This window comes from Pseudomonas sp. F007 (assembly GCF_057814275.1).
In genome coordinates, this window is record NZ_JBVATA010000010.1 from 194,619 (window position 1) to 213,296 (window position 18,678).

Genomic DNA, 18,678 nt, shown 5'->3' on the forward strand with positions numbered 1-18,678 from the left:
AACATTGATTAGTGGGCGGCGAGTAGCTCCCAAGGGGGAGACTCAGCACAGGAATTCACTCGTCCCGCAGATCTTTTCGAAGTTCAGCCACGTCCTGGATGAGCTGACCGAGATCCTTGTCGCGCCGGGTCTCTGTCCATTTGAACCATGCACGAACCAATACCCAGGCCGGCAGGCCGCACAAAAAGACCACACCGCCGAGGGCGATCATACCCAGGTCGTCGTTGGCCCAATGCCCAATCTCAAGCCAACGGATAACAAACGCACCGCCGCAGAGGCTGGAGATGACGGTGCTGATCAAGGCCACGCTGAACTCACGAATGGTTTTTGGCAAGGTCATCGCCATCACAACCACAGCAGCGAGCGCGGAAACGCAGCCGAGCGCGCCTAGCTTATAAAGCGCGATGCCGCCCGCAGCGGTGAGTGGACCTGGCTCCGACATGGTGGTAACTCGCATGGGCACTCCCCGGCTCTCGCTGGCGGTGTCATTGATAGGTCGGCCCCAACAGCACTCCCAGCTTGGCGCGATGGGTGTGGCGGGGCCAAAAACGAAAAAGCCCCGCACGAGGCGAGGCTAGAAATTTGGTTCGTTCCAAGATGCGCGGAATCGGCGCCGATCCCGGATTTGCTGGCATCGGACACAAAAAAGCCCGACAGCATGGCCGGGCTTCAAATGGCGTCACGCTGCATTCACAGCAATTCACGCTGCTATAAAAACAGATCTATTCCGCGCGGAAAAGCTCTATTCGTAAGCACCGTCAAAAATTGAGAGTCGAAGCCCGTAATGGAATAGACCTAATCCTTGCACCATCAGCGGACGGTCTGCTGCAGTCGATTTTGGTCGACGACGCGGTCGTGGCAACGGGCAGCAAACGGCCAAAAGCGGACACTGAAGATCTTTAAAACAAAAGGTAGGTCAGAGCCCCACTCACATCCCTCCCATTGCACAGGGCCAGCTCAACTGCCTAAGTAGTAGAATGCTGTCCAATTAATAGTTGAAGCCACGTTTTCACCACCCCCACTTGAGGCGATCATATAAAGAAACTAACTTCTTAAAATAAGAGGCATAGGGGTGATTTTCAAATTTGTCTTCGTTAGCGACCAGAAATTCTCTGAGTTGATCAAGTTGGATCTGATCTTCAGGGAGAAATGGGATCAATGTTGCAGCACTTTCAGGTGGGCAAGTCTTGATTATTTCTTCCATTGTCTGACCCTGACGCTTAGTGAAGGCGGACTTGAAGGTTTTTAGGCGCAAATTGTCACGGTTATACTTCCCCCATTTATCCAGCTTAAACCCGCTGGCTTTGTAGCTTTCTTCATTAGTGATCCCTATTTCTCTCAGATATTTGTAGACAGGGACATAGGGGGTATTTCGCCCGGCCCGCGGAATTGTTGAGCTGAGAATCTGCGCGGGGTCGTAGTTACGATCTTCGAAAAGTGCATCATGGATCAAATCCCGAACTTCAAATGCATCATAGCCAACTTTGGCAATTTCGCTGGATTCGCCTGCCACTAGACCAACACCAACGATAAACTCTACGTCCTCTTTGTTCTCAATTTCATCTATGCCTACAACGCATAGCTTTTTTTCTGGCTCAAGAGATCGCACCAGCTCGTAGAGTTGCTCTTTACAGTAGCGGAGAACTCGTGCGGGGATCTTTCGCCGAGTTGCTGAAAGTGCTTTATAAACTTCCGAAAAATCGTCTGTCTTAACAAGGATCAGGGGTATTTGAACCTTATCTATCGTGAGGTATGTATCCGATATACCAGGGCTCTCGCTGCCTTTAGGACGCTGGACGAAAATGAGATTACTACGTAATTGCTCAATCTGATCCTCACCGATGCAAAGCGAAATAGCACGTAGCAAGCCTGTTATATTAGGATCTGACAGTGAATACCCCAAGAAAATTACAGGATGTTCAACGAATACAGTGATCAGTTTAGCGGCAAGGTAGGCATTGCGTTCGTTAAAGGTGGTGTAATCATCAGACGTAAGTACTAAGGATTGTGGCTCGGTGGCACACCCATGAATTTTATAGATCTCGCATATCTCTTGAGGATTGGAGAATAGCAACTCATTTTGCCCAATAAAGACTTTGTAGTCTGGAAAAAGCTCCTCTAAAAAAAGATCCCAGTTCGTAGTTATGATTCCGTCGACATTTAGGCTTGATAATAGCTCTACTTCTTCCCTGTAACCGTCATTGATAGCTGCACCCGGATCCAATCTGGCTAGATAGTTGCAGATTTCAATTCGCAATGCAGAGCTGCTATCTTTTATCTTGTCTTTATTTAGACTGACACTTTCGGAGTAGGTCGGCGAACCCCACCAATGATTATGGAAATCATATGCTAGAAGTTTGGCCGCGACAGGCGTATTGCCATCGGCACTTCCTCGGTAAAATTCATATGGCTTCCCCATTTCACAAAATCGGGATAGTAGGCCCTCCCAGCTTTCCAGTCCGATATACCGACGAGAAAAACCTGAGCCGATGAAAAGGAATGCTCCGGCTGCTCGGTCTTTTAGAATTTGGGTAAGGTGCTGCTCGATTGTCATGTGAGGTTAGCCTCGTATCCTTTAACGGACGTAGTCCATTTCTACCGAAAGAGTAGTCAAGAGGAGAATAGCCGTTGGGTCACAACTCCTCGACTCACTGCAATGTGAAACCATCTGAGATTGGTGAAGGGATTCTTTCCCTATGGGATCAGGGATATCGCGAGTTTCCGGTAATAATTTTCGAGCAATCTACGCTAGCATTCGAACGTTTCATGAGGAAAAACAATCGCTTACTCGACATCAACCAGTCAACCAGTCAACCAGTCAGCGAGAAGCTTGGCTGCTGCTTCGGCGCTATGCTCCTCAAGATTCACGACTCGATCAGCGATTTGCTCAAGGCTGCGTGAGGATCGCTCATTCGGATGATTGATAGCGTCCTCATATGACACGGCATCATCCGCTCGAGCGCGAGATTGGTAGCGCTGCTTCAAAAGAGGCTCGGAGCAAGTGAAGTGGACGTGCCTGATCGATTCCCCAAACTGATTTCGAAAAAGGACGACCTGCTCTGGTTTTCTGACCGCATCAAATACCCAGAGTGTCTGCTCTGGCACCGCATGGATTTGAGGCAGCGCTACTCTCGAAACTACCCAGCTGAACTGACTTTCCATATCTAGCCAATCTCCAAGCATTTGAAGATTGACCCTCTCTAAGGCGATTTCTTTCATCACAGCAAGCTCCTTGAGATAAGAGCTAGACTGTATCGCGACGTAACCGTGCTGTGCCGTTAGATTCTCGCGAACTGAGGTTTTTCCAACGGCCAGCGGCCCGCTTATGAGAAGAATGGTCAGCTCGGATTTCATAGGGCTAAATTCCCAAGCACATCTTGACCACGGATAGAGCGTACCTCCACGACGTAATCCCTGATATTGGGAATACTGTAGTCGGCAACCACTTCCACAACAGTTTTTGCCGGCGCTCCCGTACTCGGCTTTACTGGGTAATCTTCGATTCTCATGAAATCGCCGAGCCCGCGTGGGTGAGGCATGGGAAAAGTATTCCCAGAGTTCATACGACAAAGCATTATCTTAGCCGCGTAATCTCGAACCAGGGCCTCCGTATCAATTGTGAGTACATCGTGAGTAAGCTTCCTGTAGGCGCGCGCGTTAAGCAATGTGAATAGACGGTGCTCCTGTGCCCACATAAAAACTTTGGTATTAATGAGCTTGTACCATTGAGCTGGGACTGTGCCGTCGATTAGAGCTTCTTCCAGCCGTTTTGGCGGCATCGGGATCTGATCCCTCAGCACAATCGAATCGCCAGCTGCACCCACTGTCACTTTGCTGGGACGGTGCCCCTCCTCCAGCGCCATGCGTTCAGGTCCAATGACGCCGTATCGATCGAGCACTGCAAGCGTGCTTAGCAATCCGTGCGTTTTTATAGAGGGCCAAGTTCCCTCTTCGGCCATGTGATACAAACGCGGATAATGAGCAATGAACGTTGTTAGCTGCATGCTGGTCCTTAATTACCACATTCTTCGATCGATGATATTTCTTTCGTTGAAAGCGGTTGAGATCATTGATACCGGTATTCCACTCACTTTTTCAATCTCCTCGATGAAACGAAGAGTCTTATCTGAAAGCTGCTCATACCTGAACGCGCTTCTGTTGTTGATATCAATGTAGTCAGCGAACGTCAACGCGATATCTGTCGGGCCGTTCAAAAGTAATGATCTCCTTAGCTGAGCCCAGTCAAACTCTGCCACACGACGGGGCCGATGAGATACTGAACCAACCTCAGTGAGCAAAAACTCAGAGGCTGGAATCCCAGATCTTTTTGCGATTTCACTAAACTCTATCTGCTGACTCATGAAGCCTGAAGAATTTCCAGTTACTGAGTTCCCGACTCGAATTGGATAAGTTCTGCATACCATCATGACCTTACGTACATGCCGAGGCGAAAGGCCTGCTTCTGATAAACATGCAGCTGCGGTCGTAGCCCGGGAGGTCACGTGAGGATAAAAGCCGTGGTGAAGGCTAAGAGAAGTGCCTTGCGTCCCTTCAAGCATTATCTTTTTCCCGCCTGAAAGACAGTTTGCGAAGAATTCGACAGTGTCTCTAATGTAATGCTTAAGGCTAGGGATATTCTTCGCAAGACGGACCTTGCTCTCAGGAATTCTGTCGAGAATTTTTCTCGCGGTTGCTCTTCCGATACCTTGGGCGGTCGAGCCGATTGCCGCTTTGAGTGTATGCTCTTCCCAGTCTATGTCTTCTTGATCGATAATCATCGCTTGAGGATCGATAATTACCTTTTCGAACGTCAAGGCGAGCTCCGTGATTTCCCGAAGTAAGACTTCTAGACTAATCACAGCTCCTGCGCCTATCACCAAAGTGGCGTCTTTGTTTCCAAGTGCGCCAGACGGCAGCTGCCTAAAAGTGTACGGGTTATCATTAACCCTGAACACTTTATGACCCGCATTAGGTCCACCCACACGAACAAGTACGTCGTATTCATCAGCGAGATAATGAGCGATATTCCCTTTTCCTTCGCTCCCATACTGCCCCCCCACCAGCACATCAACTACAGGTAAAGCGATGATTGGTCGATTTTCCAGCCGTGCAATAACTCGCGCGTATACATCATCTTGATTGCAGCGATCGCTATCTATTACCACGTCAGCGATCTTGGCCAGCACGTTCGAATGACGCTCTGTAGAAAAGCCTGAAACCTCGCCATAGGCTACAGCGTCAGCGGTATTGTCACGGTCCTCGTAACGCTTGGTGAGCACTGGTTCAGTAGCTTGAAGATGGACGTGAGTCACCAGCCATCCACTGTTGCGCAGGGATTTGATCTGGTCAGCCGATCTGACAGCGTCGATCACGACTAAAGAAAGGTCCTTGTCGTTCATAAGACGCGCGTTGAGAGTCTGCGCGATCCATGTCCCTTGAGTTTCTCGATCAAGCCTGAGGCCGGCGTTGTGGAGTGCTCTCCGTGATGCGCCCGTACCAGGGAGAGCCAGCTTTATCAGCTCCTTGGTCTTGATCAGTTCTGCGCACGCATTCTTGACCAAAAGCATCGCCAACGTCGTTTTCCCCGCACAAACACGGCCCGATAACACGATAGCTTTAGGTTTCATCCGACTTCCTTGGCGGCAATTTCGAAGTGGTTAAGCTTAAGAGGGCAGTTGGTATACGGTTGTACGCACGCCCTTATCCACCAGCTCTTCGGATATAAGCTCTTTGATCACGTCCCAATTTGCTCCACCGTGTCCCGTGCCAACTCGTGGCATGTGGACGGATGCACCTATCTCGAGCGCCTTATCGCGAACTTGAGAAAGGCAGGTCGCGAAGGCTGCATAGCTGAGGCGCTGCCCTTTCGACGGGCCGTAACCTTTCTGAGCCACCATGTGGGCAAAGCTAATTCCGTTTCCGGGCGACCCGATATAAACCTGGCCCAAGGCCGGAACCCGATCAACCGCAGTCGTTTCTGATCGGTACTGATCCCATACGCCAGGGAAATTCTTTTTGACCTGGTGGGCAAATCCGCGACCGCCCCACTGAGCTGGGGTGTTAGGGACGATATGAGCTATTAGCTTCGGCCCTGTGCCTTGAGGTTTTAGCACATCACCGATGACTTCCGTCAGTAACGGCTGATTGAATTCAGTAGCTTGATTGGGACGTAGTATTCCCACTACCCGCGGCACAAGGTTTCCAGGATATGGCGCCAAACCCATACACTCGATCCAATAGCTGCTTCCTTGTACCTGCTCGTCACCGATGGAGGTGAAGCCGATGGCGCTTGCTTCCGAGACAACACCTTCGTTTCCAAACGATTGGCCAGGCCTGATTGGACAAGTCCAGCCGGGGGCCGAAATAATGTAGTCAACCCTGTAAACACCATCATCCTGATGGAAAGATGCGCAGAAGGCAGCGCTGGCTGAGGTTGCGAGCTTGATACTCCTGATAAGGCATGCTTCAACTGATACATCGAACGTTTTACGGATCTCCGCTACTTGCTGAATAGTTGGAACGCTACCAGCAAGCTGAGGAAAGCTGCCCAGTGGCATTAGCAGCTCCGCCGCACCAATATTGCAAAGAACTTCCAGCTGCCAGTTGTCAGATCGGCTCGCGGCTTCCCCATTTCGGTGCCGAACTTCCTCGTCGCAATCCGCAAACAATGAATGCGCTACTTCGTGCGCAATGGAGAAGCGCAGCCGCCCCCTAGGGCGCATGGGGTTGTACTCCAACACGAGTTGCCCTTCGCTAGACGGCCGCAGTCGAGCGTCAGGGATATCGCTGCGTGCTTCTGTATGTATCTTCAGCAGTGCGGCAAGGGCCAAAGGATCAAAGGGTGGACCACCCCACCCGTTATCCATTGCTTCAAGGACAAGTTGTCGCGCTCGATTCTCCATCGCTGTAACAGGATTTCCGCCCGCAGCAAAGCTTAGAACCGAGGGGTTGGTCCAATTGAATTTTTGGCTCATGAAGAATGACTTCCTAAGGCGGACTGCAGGAGTATCGACGTATCCATTGTCGCTTGCCTCCATGGCTGGGAGAAGGGCCTAAATGTACTGCTTGTCGCCTGATTGGTAGTAACGATTCCCATTTTCTGCGGAGACACCCATACGGTGTGGGCTGTCGAGCAAAAAAGATCGGCCGACTGACAATGCCAGATATTGCCACGTGCCGACAAGCGGTGACGTATGTCATATCCACTTAATCATCTGGAACGTGTGCGGTTCCTTGGTTCTGAAATTACTGCGGAATATACGTAGGGTGGAGCGGCCTATGCATGACGTTAATCGCCGTGTGTTGTGCCATAGCCCTGCATTCTTGCCGCCGTTGGCAGCACATAGGCTATTCCGCCCAGTCAAGTGTCGGGGCTGGAGCGAAAGTACTTCCACAATAAAGGGCTCGCGCGGATTAATTACTGGGTGCTGCGAGTTTAGCATCCATTTCTGACCGGAACCGTTCGCTTGCCAACGCCCGCTTGTGGCCGATTCCTGCCCGTTTCCACGGGCAGCTCAAGCTCATCATCGGCCGTGTGCCTAGGCAGTTATGAGGTGATCGGTGTGGGGACTAGAGGAGCGTCATGCAGCCTCCCTCATGCCTCCAACAGCGCAATCAATCCAGGCAACTCCGGCCCTGACCAGCTCCCTCGTTTTGCCCTCGCTGATCCCATATTCCTTTCCCACACGGACCATTGGCCACTTGGCGCCGTAGTAGAGCCAAATGATGTCGCCCATTTGCTGATCACGAAGAGAGAGCCTGGCCATAGCCTCATCGATAGCCAGCGCCCAGTCATCAGTAATGCAATAGCTGTTACTCGAAGCAGGCTGCGGCAGTGCCTGACGCATCAGTGCAAGCGTTGGAGAAACGTATCCAGGCACGCCTGTCCCATCCAGGCGCCACCACCCCCACTGCTCCAACAGATATTCCGTATCGCCCAAAGGTCGGCCTGCCGGCTTGCGAATCATCATGTGCTCAATCCCCAGTAAAATTTGTTCCGCCAGCGCCGCGGCGGTTGTTTGTTTGGTACTGCGTAGCCACGCCAGAAACCGGCGGCACACGTGTCAATGCGTCGATCTGCTGTTGGGCCTGCTGCAGCTTCAGGCTCAACTGAAAGACCAGATCCTCGAGCGGCAATGCTTCTCCAGTGTCGACCGACACCCAGCCGGAGACTCGGCACGTCATGCAAGGTCGTGGGCCGTAAAGCCCGCTCACCGTGGCCGCCCCTCGGCACTCGCTGCAGACCGCCATCGGAATTGGTCGGCGGGAGAACTCAGGGCGGAGAGTCTTTTTCATGCTTTTAAATCCTCTCCTATGGTTGTTTCTTGAAGGGACTCGCAGCCCCCGTTTTGTGCGGCCTCCAGAGGATTCTCGGAAACTCCGGATCTAACACCGGTCAACCCGTGAATCAGGGCAAAACCCTTCTGGTCTAGATGGCCGTGCCACTGCTCCAGAGCATCGAGCTTGCGGCTCATCACATCCGACTGGATGTACACCTTCACGTTGTGCCCCATGGCGTGGTTGATCAGCAGCTCGCCGATCAGGTGGTCAACGCCGATATCGGCCCAGCCGGTGCGGGCCACCTTGCGCAGGTCATGACTGGTCCACTCGCCCTGCCCTAACCGGGTGAAAACAGCACTCGCCTGCCCTTCACTGAGCGCCCTGCCATTGCGCGCCGGAAACAGAAACTGACCGTCGTACCTTTTGGCCTGCTGAATCTCGCGGTAGCGGATCAGAATCTCGCGCACCTGGTTAGTCAGCGGCAGGTGATGCTCGACGCCAGTCTTGGTGTGCTCGGCCGGGATGTACCACTCGCGCTCAGCCAAGCTGATATGCGACCAGCGTGTCTGCCGGGTTTCGCCGATGCGCGTGCCGTGACAGAGCATCATCAGCGCCAACATGGCGTCAGCCGGAGCCGTCAACATGACGAGTGACAGTTGCCCCAGCAGCTCCGGTAGCTGAACGCCGCGCAGCCGTGAAGGCTTGGCGCCGAGCTTAGACTGGGAGAAGTCGCTGAACTTGATCCCCGCCATTGAGTTGGCCGTGATCAGACCGAGTTTGAACGCTTGACGCATCGCCTGGACGAGAAGTTTGAACACCAGCTGCACAAAGCCATTGGAATAGCGCTCCTGCAACGGCCACATCAGTTGGCTGTCGAGAGTGGCCTTGTTGATATCCCTGAGCGGCAGATCACCCAGACGCGGCACCAAGTGACGTTTGATCGCGGATGCGGCGGTGCTCTTGCGCTTGATGGAAAGGCTGCGATCGCGAGCCATGCGCTCGGCGTACCACTCCAACAGTTCGCGGGTCGCAACCCATTTAGACAGCACTGAACCTTCGTTGGCAGCCACCCGTAGACGCACTGCGGGCAGTGCAGTGACTACCTGCCTGGTGCTCAGATCGGGAAAGCCACCGATACGGTGCCAGGTGCGCTTATTGAGCAAGTACCAGGAGCCGCGGCAACGATTCTTCGCAAAGCGAAAGTGCAATGCCGGGTGGCTGGCGTCGCGCAGGTCGCGCACGTGCAGCTTACTGGCATGGCGTGCGATCTCGGCATCCGACAGTTTGACCGTCAGGGTTTTCACCAGGGCGTTCATGTTCGAGCACCGGTGGGATTGTCGAGGTCAACAACCTGGAACGTGGTCGGCCACATCCAGGCGCCATATCGCATGGCCATAGCCTGGTCGACGAATAGGGCCAATGCATGATCGGGAGTGCTGCCCAGGTCCATCTTGAACGAGCAGCAGAACACAGCAAACCGATAGTTCGCAGGGTTCGGTACAGCCAAGAGGCGATCGAGCATCCCCATGCGATTACCCATCAGCCCCCCTTTAGCAGCGATTGCAGCAGCTTGAATTTTTCGAGTGATTCAGCGGTGACCTCGCGCTCAGCCTCCACCGAAAGAGCTACTTCTTCTATGCGGGCAGCAAGCCTTTTCATACGCTGAACGAACTCTTCGGCCAGACCAGTAACATCGCTGGACAGGCCGGCGAGCACATCCAACGCGCCTTCAGACTTTTGGATCGATACCACGGCCTGCTTGGGTGCCTGGGTCATGACTTGCTCCTTTTTGGGTTTCTGGGTGACTACTTCGCGCTGAAATTTACCGCCGACCGGCTCCCGGATCAGGCCGGCATCCTTGAGCTCGCCCAAGGCGCGACGGATTGCATAGGGTGATGCGTTGGTTGCTTTGGCTGCGACGGCAGCGCCATGGATATCGTGCGCACTCCAATTCGCCCGGATTGGCACATGGCCGAAAACCTTCTGGGCGATTGAGGATTGTCCTGCGAGAATTTGTTGTTGCCGTGCTTCGTTCATTGGAGACTCTCCTTGCGACGCGCGTCCGCAATGGCCTGGCGGGCTATGCGTTTGCGCAGGTACGTGTTGATCCGGTCAGCTTGGGCTTTCTTGAGTCGCTGTCGGTCCAGACGGGCTTTGGCTGCATCGACAATCAGGCGGACTTCGGCGAGCTTTGCGCGAATGTGCGGAGACGCTTCGACGGTGGCTCCAGTGAGCAGGCCGGCGATGGCTTGACCGTCAGTGGTGATGGGTGCAATACGCAGGTCGGCCAAATACTGGCCACCGGCTTGCTGGGTGATGAACTGCATCCGCACAGCGGATTCGATTGCTGCCACGCGTCGCACCGGGTCGAACCCAAGGGAAACGCTCCAGGTCGTCGGTCTCGCTTCAGACCGGGCCCGGGACACCAACCGCTCGTAGGCGCTCATAAACGCCATCCGAGCGCCAACTTTATCGCCCAGTACCAGTACCGGTTGCGCGGCGGCCATGGCCTGCTGGATCTCGGAGGTCAGCACCACGGTCTCGCTCTCATCACTGGCAGTCAGCGCAATGGACCATGCTTCGTCCTTGCCCGGGCGACCGTCAGCAGCCTGCACTCGCTGCAGGATCTCAGCCATCGCGAGCTTGCCCTTCACTTCGAGGCGGCAGGACTTCAGTGCGGCGCGGACGGCTGCGACCGGATAAGCGCAAAGGTCTTCGGCCATCATCGCCGCAGTACCCGGGTTCATTTCCTGGCCCATGGCCTCGGCGGTGGCGCAGATCGCGGCGGCAAGCCCGGCTACCTGCTGATCATTCATTTCACAGGTATTCATTGCGCTCTCCAGCTTGGCGCTTAGCGAGAACCAACTGGGCGGCCTGCTCGGCTGCCGACAGATTTGCCTCCGTGCGCTCCATCTGGCGGGCGGTTGTCCCGTTGATGCGTTGACCGGTCACCCACTGGGTGTGGTAGCTCTCGGCGCTGGCCAGCAGCTCGTTGAGGCTGTGGCACTTGCGCAGGACGGCAGCATCGCTGGTTTTCAGGAAGTGGGCAGCGACGTGGTGAGCGACATCGGCGCCGAGGCGATCAACGAGTTGGCCGAGCTGGCCACCGACCTTGGCGTTCCAGACCGGCCAGGTGTTGTAGCGCTTGCGGTAGGCCATGGCGTAGTTCGCCCAGACCTTGAAGGTTTTGCAGGAATGGTCTTTGGGGCCTGGCATGTCGCCTGGGATTTCCACCCGCGGTGCGTCGATGCGATCAACCACCAGCACCTCGTTGCGGGCCGGCTCGTCCGGGCCGCCCTGCAAGTCCTGACTGGTATCCTGATGGGTACCCTGATAATTAGTATCCTGATTTGTCGGAGATTTTTCCGACCCTTGCTCGGATTTTTTTCCGACCTTGCTCGGAGATTTTTCCGAGGTGGATCGGATTTTTGTCCGACCCTTGGCTGCTGGTGAGGTCGGATATTTTTCCGACCCATCCTGTTTTTTGTTCCACTGCGATGCCTTTTCGGTCAAGCGGAACAGCGTGATGTTCGAGGTACTGGACAGCTCAATCAAACCAGCCTCTTCCAGAGCCTTCAGCATGCGGTAGGCCGTGTCTGGTTTATCAGTGAGCAGTGGCAACTCCTCAATGACCTTGGCCTTGCTCAACGCGAAGAAGATTCCGCCATCAGTTTTGATTGGTTTGGTCCAGCTCGGGCAGCCGTAGACAAAGGCGAATAGCAAGGCCTGCTGAGAGTTCAACCCCCACTCCAGCGCCTTCACCTGGTTAATCGTGACAGTAAATTGCATGTTAGATCTCGCCCAGGTCGTACTGAGCCCACAGGGTGGCAACCCAATTCACACCTTTCGGGGTAAATTTGGATTGGTTGTAGGCATGACCTCTGTCGCTGGTGCCGGTCTTGACCTCGAATCGACCGGCATTGATGTGTTGTGCGTGCGCCTGCCACTCGCCACCCATGCGGTACATAATTTTTTTGTCGATCAAGAACTCGCGAAAGCGCGCCTCATTGGCGCCCAGTAGCTTCGCGGTTTGGCGGAAGCCCTTGAGGCCGGTGCACTGAACGTAACGGTCCACGAACTCGGCTTTGGGCGCGGCAACAGCCAGTGCCTGGTTGGCAGCCTGTTGGAGTTCGAATTGTTCAGCCCATGCCCGGGCTGCAGCGGCAGGATTGGAGAAGTCGGGTAGCGTGGCGATGACGCGAGGCTTCAGGCGCTCTTCCAGCTCATGAAGGCGATGAACAACTTTCCGGCGCAGTGGGATGCTATAGCCAGTCAAGAGCGTCTCAGTCAGCTCTTTGTCCAGGTGAAAGTTTGTCGTGTAGCCGCGTAAATCCTTGTCTTCGCGGACATGGCTCAAATCTGAGCCATGTCCCTTGAGCTCAGCGAGCATCTCACGGATATCCCGGATGACGTTCTTGTGCTGCTTCCCGGTTAGCTCCGAAATTTCAGCGCTGCTCATTAAAACGGTGCGCGACACATCTTCGGAATTCGCAAAACGTTTCGCGACACTGACGGGGGTATTGCCGATTAATAATTGGGTATGCATAATCGAGTCTCTCTAGTTTTGCGAATCAGCCACCAAGCCCGGTGGCTTTTTTGTGCCTGCGATTCAGGCAGCCTTGAGCGACTCGCGCAGAACATGCAGCGCATCAATCGCTTCAAGGATTGCTTTCTCGCCCTGCGCTTTTTCGTGCTGGCTGATGTGGTTGTCCTCAGCGGCATCAAAGATCAACCGACCAACATCTCCGCACTCAGCAGAAAGATGCCCAAGTGCAATCATCAGAGGCTTGGCCGGCGGCTTCTCACGAGGCACCAAGTCAAAGCAGAACTCCTCGGCCAGCGCGGCAAGTGGGCGCATGTCGTTCGAATGCAGCAACAGCGCATAGAGATGTTTCACATTCATCCAATGCCCATCGTTGTCTGGATTCGCTCGCTGAAGCAGGCTTACGGGTGGCATATTCATCAGGGTTGCAAGCTTCTTGGTGTCAGCGTCCTTAACTACGTCGTGACAGGCCCTCAGAAAATCTTCCATTCGTAAAATCTCGATCTTGTTTCCGTAGCGCTCTGCGGGTGCAGTGGCGATCATTTGCTCGGTAGATGGCAACTAGGGGACGTCAGGTAGCTTGCGACCTACGCTCTGCCTTGAATTTCCCCTTCGAAAGCACCTGAATCTGATACTGCCGAGACTCAGGAATGGTCTCTCCCCACATAGTTACGGCGCTTGGACGTATACCCAGTGCAGCTGCCAGCTTCGTCTTACTGCCGAAAAATTCGGCAACCTCATGCGTGTTCATTGCGTAACCTCATTCAAGCTCGCCTCAATTTCAGCATGCTTAATTTAAAGCGTCAACGAAGATTTTCACCTACTGCATGCTTAAATTCAGTTAACTTAATATTGAGTCCATGGAAAGACATGAACGCATTGCCCGAGCCATCGCGCTCAGCGGGAAAAAGAAAGGCGAAATTGCTGCCTTATGCGGCGTTGCAAATTCAGCCGTTACTCAGTGGATCTCTGGCGAAAGCAAAAGCCTGAGGCCCGAAAATCTCTACGCTCTCGCAAAAGCGACCGGCTTTAGGGCTGAGTGGCTCGCTATCGGCGAGGGGAGTGAAACTGAGGCGTACGAATCCAACCTCGCCTCAACTCGCCAGCCCCTCGAATCGTTCCGTTACCCTGTGATCAGCTGGGTTGCCGCAGGTGCATGGGCCGAAGCCGTAGAGCCCTTTCCTCCTGGTTTCTCCGATCGGTATGAACTCTCGGATTACAACTCAAAAGGACCGGCGTTTTGGCTTGAGGTCAAAGGCGATTCAATGACATCACCAGTCGGGACAAGCATCACTGAAGGAACCCTGATCCTGGTTGATACCGAGGCTGATATTCAGTCCGGGAAGTTGGTGGTTGCCAAACTGGCTGACAGTGATCAGGCCACATTCAAAAAGCTCGTAGATGATGGTGGTCGACGCTACTTGAAGCCTTTGAACCCTGCATACCCCACCGAGATGTGCGCCGAAAACTGTCGGATCGTCGGTGTCGTTGTGAGAGCACTACAAAAATTATAGTCATCGGGACTCACAACAACCTGTCACACGTCTATCACATCTGATCCGTAATATGCACTCAGCCAAAGGGATTTGGCCCCGCCTATAAAGAGCCCGCCATACGCGGGCTTTTTCGTATCTACGTCACCCTTTCGAAAATCGTTGAAGGATGAACCACCCTCCCCACTCCTTTCACAATTTTCATAAGCCCGCCTTTCATGGGCTTTCTTAAAAAAATACCTGAGAGCTTTTCCTGGTCTTGTGAGAAAAATCAATGTCACCTGTCAGTTTATTGACATTCTAAGACTTTGATTTAAAACGCTAAAAACAAGGAAAACAACATGCGGTGCCCGCCTCTTCCAAGCCTTCCCGCGACCTCATATGAGCTTATACGTCGACGAATCCAACGCCTGACCTCTGCTCCGGATGCGCAGAAAACTCAATCCATAGTCATCACCAGACTAGAGATTGAGTCTGCTGAGGCATGGCTGCGAGTTATGCAAGAGATCGAAGAGACTGATGGGATCTGCGTCGATCGCCTTGAGAGCGGCGCCATCCGGATTGGGTGGCGAAAATACTGCGAAGCGTAAATAGAGCCCGCCATAGAGCGGGCTTTTTTCATCCCAAAAATTCAGCAAGCTGAAATATAAATTCAGCATGCTTGACACTTACATTTCAGCTTGCTTAAACTCACCCCAAGCCATCACGACAACGGCCCAGCAGCGAAAGCCGCGTCGCTCTTTAACAGCCAGCGCAACAAACAACAGACCGCATTGCCTCTGCCGGCGACCGGCGAGCAGACAGGCCCGAAAACCTGCCAACGACAGGAACAATCTGGACGGTTGCTCGATGGTGAAACGCCAGAACCGTGTGAATGACCCGGCATGCAATGCGCCCCGCCCCTTCCGGCGGCAATAGGACGGACAGCATCACTTCTGCACCTTGGCGACAGGGTGCAGCGGGATGTCCCCTCCATAGAGAACACCCCATGTTTGGAATGAAAAAACTCTTCGGTAAGCAAGTTGGCAACGCTCAAGCCGAGATGAAAAAAGTCGTCAACCGGGATCTGATGCAGGCAATTGTAGGTGGCGGCCTATTGGTGGCTGCGGCTGATGGCGAGATTGAGGCCAGCGAGGTTGCCAAGCTGGACGAACTGATCCGTTCCAACCCGAATCTGACGCACTTCGGCAGTGAGATCACCGAGACGATCAACCGCTTCACGGGTCAGCTCAATGCGAACTATCAAGTAGGTCGACTGGCGATTAAGCGCGAGCTGGCCGACATAAAAAATGTTCCTGCGGATGCAGAGGAAGCCTTCGTGAACATTCTGGCGGTTGCCCAGGCTGACGGTCAGATCGAGCCAGCAGAGCTGATGGTGCTGAAGGAAATCGGCATGCACTTCGGTCTGCGTCTGGCTGACTACGGTATCGACACTTGAAGTACGTGACAAAGGCTCTGCTGGTGACCGCAGGTTGCATGTTGCTCAGCAGTTTGGCCTCACGAGCTACCTAATCCTATTACGGTTTCCAGACTGGTCGAGAAACCCGCTACGCGGCCTTTGTCAGTTGCATGGTGAGGTTCGACAGTACGTGGTTCCCGCGCAATGAAATCCGCGTAATGCAGTGACGTATCACTGATGCCGCTTCTCGCAAGGCTGCATTGGGAATCCAACTAACGCAAGGAAATGGACAATGCTCGTACTGACCCGCAAGAAAGCTGAATCAATAAATATTGGCGATGAAATCACAGTCACTGTGCTGAGCGTTAATGGCCAACAGGTACGCATCGGGGTCAGTGCACCCAAGGATGTCATCGTGCATCGAGATGAGATCACCCAGCGCATTCAAGCAGCCCTATCCAAGCCGCAAGAACGCACTACGTCAGCCTGACGATAACTGCCCGATGCCCTGGTACTCCCCAGCACCAGGCCGCATCGGGGTGAACGTTGTGACAGTGCCAGCCCCGTGATTACAAAGCGGAGTGCTTCAGTGCCCACCCCCATGCGGATGATTCTGCACCGCGCAACGCGGCCCCCTGCAGGCAGCAACAGAGATCGGCGAGTGCCCGCCAAGATGCCAACGGCGCGCATTAGAGGATGACCATCATGAAATAGCACACACCTAAGACCGCCCATCAGCGGCACCAGCTTCACATAGGGAGGTCTGTGTGACGCACAACGAAAGCCCGGGAATCCTCGGGCTTTTTTTCGCCCGCCTTTATCCGTCAGCACTCCCTCTGCGCCCAATGGCTAACAGCAGCTGGCCAGAGTGCTGACGGATAAACGCAACCCACTAAAAGGTATCGTCATGAACCAGACTATTCGCCAAAAATACTCGGTCCTGCAGGTCTTGCGGGAGCGCGTTTCAATGTCCACCGCGGAGATATACCAAAAGATCGGCCGAGAAGAACCCGCTCGGACGCTGCGCTTCACAGTTGTGCCACTCGGCAGCAACACCTTTGAGATTGTCGAGCGCTCAACCGGTGCAGCCAAGGGTGAGCGGTTCGGTCATGACAACGCCTGCCAGCTCGCCAAGCAGCTTGAGCGCAACGCTGACTTTTTCGCCGCCAATCGCAAGGCTGCGAAAGCCTTTGCCCGCACACTACTACGCTGGACCGCCGGCGGCGCGCTGATGCTGACCCTGTTCGCCTACTACGGTGCAGGTCATTGAGTCGGGTCAACAAGCAGATACGCCAGCGCCTTCGCCAGTCGCAATTCAACCTCCCGCCCAGCGGACTCAAGGCCAACCCGGAGCAAAAGCCATGTCCACACCAACCGATACTGCCGAGTTCCTCGAGGAACTGAACGGCGGAGCGTTCGCTAGCCAGATCGATTACGCCCTTTCTCAAGTAGCGGCCGATGTCGTAGATCATTGCAAGGCCGGCAAGCTAGTGATCACCTTGGGTTTTAGCCAGATAGCCGTGCTCAGCCAGGTGAAGAACAAACACAAACCCGACTGCAGGGTGCGGGCCTGGCGCGGCACGCAGCGAGAATTCAAAATGGTGCCTCAGTAGAACATCGGCAGTAACGCATCGTTTTCGCTCGGCGCGCTCGATCCGAAGAAAGCAGCATTCGGGCAACGTGCCTGACCCGCCTCACCTATCTCCGTAGTAGCTCATGTGAGCTCTCCGGTTCTACAGCCTCAAGATTATATTTCTGCAGTTCCCGCATAACCCGGAAAGAAAAAAAGCTGAGCTCGGCGTCGCACTTCGTCTGAAAGACCTCTGCTTGATTAGGGCTTTGGCAGCGATATCGCGCCCCCTCATGGTCCATCGCCTCTCCGTAGAAAACGTCTCCATCGGGGCTCGTGAGCTTCACAATCCAAGGCATATCAAACGTCCCAACCATCTAGCGCAAATACTTCGTGCACCACCAATACCCCACTTAAACGAATCACGCCAGCCGGCGAGGATTTAGAATGCTTACAGCAATCGATTTGTTCGCCGGCCTCGGCGGGTGGAGCACCGGCGCGCGCGCAGCGGGCGTCCAGGTTCTCTGGGCGGCAAACCATTGGCCGGTAGCCGTCGAGTGGCACAGCGCCAACCACCCATATACTCAGCACGTTTGTCAGGATCTGCACCAGGCGCAATGGGAGAATGTTCCGGCACATGACCTGCTGCTGGCCTCACCATGCTGCCAGGGACATTCGAAAGCCCGCGGCAAAAAGTCCGGCAACCCACAACACGATTCATCGCGTTCGACTGCTTGGGCCGTGGTGTCGGCCCTAGAGTTTCACCGGCCCGAGGCTGGGCTGGTCGAGAACGTCGAAGAATTCACCGACTGGGCGCTGTACCCCGCTTGGGTAGCAGCAGTCCAGGCGCTGGGCTACCAAGTCGCACCGCACGTCGTAGACTGCGCCGACTTGGGTGTTCCGCAACATCGGGTGCGACTGTTCTTGGTCCTGACCCGCAGCAAGGCGCCGCTGATGCTCGAGCTGCACCGGCGCCAACATGTTCCCGCCGCAAGCTTCCTCGAGTTCGACGCCGGGCGCTGGTCTTCGATCGAGAAGCCGGGCCGGGCCCAGGCCACCCTCGATAGGGTGCGCAATGGCCGCGAGCGCTTTGGCGATCAGTTCATCATGCCCTACTATGGAAAAGGCTCTGGGCTGACTGGGCGGGACACCAACCGGCCGATCGGGACCATTACCACCCTCGACCGCTGGGCCTTGGTCCGCGGCGACGAGATGCGGATGCTCTCGGCGAATGAGGCACTGGCCGCCATGTCGTTCCCGTCCAACACCCTGCGCCCGGACAATCACCGGCTAACCATGCACATGGCCGGCAACGCGGTACCGCCGTTGGCCGGGCAGCGAATCATCGAAGCTCTGAAAGCCGCCGCATAACCCACCCTACACCGCCCAGGCG

At 54.5% G+C, this 18,678-nt stretch carries 22 protein-coding genes and 1 pseudogene; 7 read left to right on the forward strand and 16 right to left on the reverse strand.

Annotated elements, in window-relative coordinates; genetic code table 11:
* Window positions 1–55: 55 nt before the first annotated feature.
* The 16 genes from ACZYR5_RS24910 to ACZYR5_RS24985 all read right to left on the reverse strand — a co-directional run bounded on the left by ACZYR5_RS24910 (window position 56) and on the right by ACZYR5_RS24985 (window position 13,574).
* Window positions 56–457 (reverse strand): hypothetical protein, encoded by a 402-nt coding sequence (locus tag ACZYR5_RS24910; RefSeq protein WP_489092066.1) that lies wholly within the window; start codon window positions 455–457, stop codon window positions 56–58.
* Between the two features lie 552 nt (window positions 458–1,009).
* Window positions 1,010–2,554 (reverse strand): SIR2 family protein, encoded by a 1,545-nt coding sequence (locus ACZYR5_RS24915; protein ID WP_489092067.1) that lies wholly within the window; start codon window positions 2,552–2,554, stop codon window positions 1,010–1,012.
* Between the two features lie 248 nt (window positions 2,555–2,802).
* Window positions 2,803–3,354, reverse strand: coding sequence for an AAA family ATPase (locus ACZYR5_RS24920; RefSeq protein ID WP_489092068.1), 552 nt, complete (start codon window positions 3,352–3,354; stop codon window positions 2,803–2,805).
* Window positions 3,351–4,004, reverse strand: a complete 654-nt coding sequence (locus tag ACZYR5_RS24925; protein ID WP_489092069.1) for a DUF7002 family protein — start codon at window positions 4,002–4,004, stop codon at window positions 3,351–3,353. Before ACZYR5_RS24925 ends, ACZYR5_RS24920 begins: the two co-directional genes overlap by 4 nt.
* A gap of 12 nt (window positions 4,005–4,016) precedes the next feature.
* On the reverse strand, window positions 4,017–5,627 hold the full coding sequence (locus ACZYR5_RS24930; protein ID WP_489092070.1) for an adenylosuccinate synthetase: 1,611 nt from the start codon (window positions 5,625–5,627) through the stop codon (window positions 4,017–4,019).
* Between the two features lie 36 nt (window positions 5,628–5,663).
* A complete protein-coding gene (locus ACZYR5_RS24935; protein WP_489092071.1) occupies window positions 5,664–6,974 on the reverse strand; it encodes an ImmA/IrrE family metallo-endopeptidase in 1,311 nt (436 codons plus the stop codon).
* Between the two features lie 606 nt (window positions 6,975–7,580).
* Window positions 7,581–7,970 (reverse strand): antiterminator Q family protein, encoded by a 390-nt coding sequence (locus ACZYR5_RS24940; protein WP_489092072.1) that lies wholly within the window; start codon window positions 7,968–7,970, stop codon window positions 7,581–7,583.
* A gap of 4 nt (window positions 7,971–7,974) precedes the next feature.
* A complete protein-coding gene (locus ACZYR5_RS24945; RefSeq protein WP_489092073.1) occupies window positions 7,975–8,295 on the reverse strand; it encodes a hypothetical protein in 321 nt (106 codons plus the stop codon).
* The gene (locus ACZYR5_RS24950) at window positions 8,292–9,596 is read right to left on the reverse strand and encodes a tyrosine-type recombinase/integrase (RefSeq protein WP_489092074.1); all 1,305 of its coding nucleotides are present in this window, start codon (window positions 9,594–9,596) and stop codon (window positions 8,292–8,294) included. Before ACZYR5_RS24950 ends, ACZYR5_RS24945 begins: the two co-directional genes overlap by 4 nt.
* Window positions 9,593–9,802 carry a hypothetical protein gene (locus tag ACZYR5_RS24955; protein ID WP_489092187.1) on the reverse strand — a complete coding sequence of 70 codons (210 nt, stop codon included), beginning with the start codon at window positions 9,800–9,802 and terminating at the stop codon, window positions 9,593–9,595. The genes ACZYR5_RS24950 and ACZYR5_RS24955 overlap by 4 nt, the downstream gene beginning before the upstream one ends.
* A gap of 17 nt (window positions 9,803–9,819) precedes the next feature.
* Window positions 9,820–10,317, reverse strand: a complete 498-nt coding sequence (locus ACZYR5_RS24960; RefSeq protein ID WP_489092075.1) for a hypothetical protein — start codon at window positions 10,315–10,317, stop codon at window positions 9,820–9,822.
* Window positions 10,314–11,111 (reverse strand): hypothetical protein, encoded by a 798-nt coding sequence (locus ACZYR5_RS24965; protein ID WP_489092076.1) that lies wholly within the window; start codon window positions 11,109–11,111, stop codon window positions 10,314–10,316. Before ACZYR5_RS24965 ends, ACZYR5_RS24960 begins: the two co-directional genes overlap by 4 nt.
* Complete coding sequence (locus ACZYR5_RS24970; RefSeq protein WP_489092077.1) at window positions 11,098–12,069, reverse strand: phage replication protein; 972 nt, start codon at window positions 12,067–12,069, stop codon at window positions 11,098–11,100. Before ACZYR5_RS24970 ends, ACZYR5_RS24965 begins: the two co-directional genes overlap by 14 nt.
* A 1-nt stretch (window position 12,070) precedes the next feature.
* A complete protein-coding gene (locus ACZYR5_RS24975) occupies window positions 12,071–12,826 on the reverse strand; it encodes a phage antirepressor KilAC domain-containing protein (RefSeq protein ID WP_489092078.1) in 756 nt (251 codons plus the stop codon).
* A 63-nt stretch (window positions 12,827–12,889) separates the two neighbouring features.
* Window positions 12,890–13,366, reverse strand: coding sequence for a phage regulatory CII family protein (locus tag ACZYR5_RS24980; protein ID WP_489092079.1), 477 nt, complete (start codon window positions 13,364–13,366; stop codon window positions 12,890–12,892).
* Between the two features lie 28 nt (window positions 13,367–13,394).
* Window positions 13,395–13,574: a Cro/CI family transcriptional regulator gene (locus ACZYR5_RS24985; protein WP_489092080.1), complete on the reverse strand. Its 180-nt coding sequence runs from the start codon at window positions 13,572–13,574 to the stop codon at window positions 13,395–13,397.
* Between the two features lie 109 nt (window positions 13,575–13,683).
* Here ACZYR5_RS24985 and ACZYR5_RS24990 point away from each other — a divergent pair, with 109 nt between their 5' ends.
* The 7 genes and pseudogenes from ACZYR5_RS24990 to ACZYR5_RS25020 all read left to right on the forward strand — a co-directional run bounded on the left by ACZYR5_RS24990 (window position 13,684) and on the right by ACZYR5_RS25020 (window position 18,656).
* A complete protein-coding gene (locus tag ACZYR5_RS24990) occupies window positions 13,684–14,337 on the forward strand; it encodes a LexA family protein (protein ID WP_489092081.1) in 654 nt (217 codons plus the stop codon).
* A 320-nt stretch (window positions 14,338–14,657) separates the two neighbouring features.
* The gene (locus tag ACZYR5_RS24995; protein ID WP_489092082.1) at window positions 14,658–14,906 is read left to right on the forward strand and encodes a DUF1654 domain-containing protein; all 249 of its coding nucleotides are present in this window, start codon (window positions 14,658–14,660) and stop codon (window positions 14,904–14,906) included.
* A 398-nt stretch (window positions 14,907–15,304) separates the two neighbouring features.
* Complete coding sequence (locus ACZYR5_RS25000; RefSeq protein ID WP_489092083.1) at window positions 15,305–15,754, forward strand: tellurite resistance TerB family protein; 450 nt, start codon at window positions 15,305–15,307, stop codon at window positions 15,752–15,754.
* A gap of 253 nt (window positions 15,755–16,007) precedes the next feature.
* Window positions 16,008–16,205: a carbon storage regulator CsrA gene (csrA, locus tag ACZYR5_RS25005; protein WP_489092084.1), complete on the forward strand. Its 198-nt coding sequence runs from the start codon at window positions 16,008–16,010 to the stop codon at window positions 16,203–16,205.
* 417 nt (window positions 16,206–16,622) lie between these two features.
* Window positions 16,623–16,985: a hypothetical protein gene (locus ACZYR5_RS25010; protein WP_489092085.1), complete on the forward strand. Its 363-nt coding sequence runs from the start codon at window positions 16,623–16,625 to the stop codon at window positions 16,983–16,985.
* Between the two features lie 91 nt (window positions 16,986–17,076).
* A pseudogene (locus ACZYR5_RS25015) lies at window positions 17,077–17,307 on the forward strand (hypothetical protein); the annotation flags it as partial.
* A gap of 425 nt (window positions 17,308–17,732) precedes the next feature.
* Window positions 17,733–18,656 carry a DNA cytosine methyltransferase gene (locus ACZYR5_RS25020; protein ID WP_489092086.1) on the forward strand — a complete coding sequence of 308 codons (924 nt, stop codon included), beginning with the start codon at window positions 17,733–17,735 and terminating at the stop codon, window positions 18,654–18,656.
* Window positions 18,657–18,678: the final 22 nt, after the last annotated feature.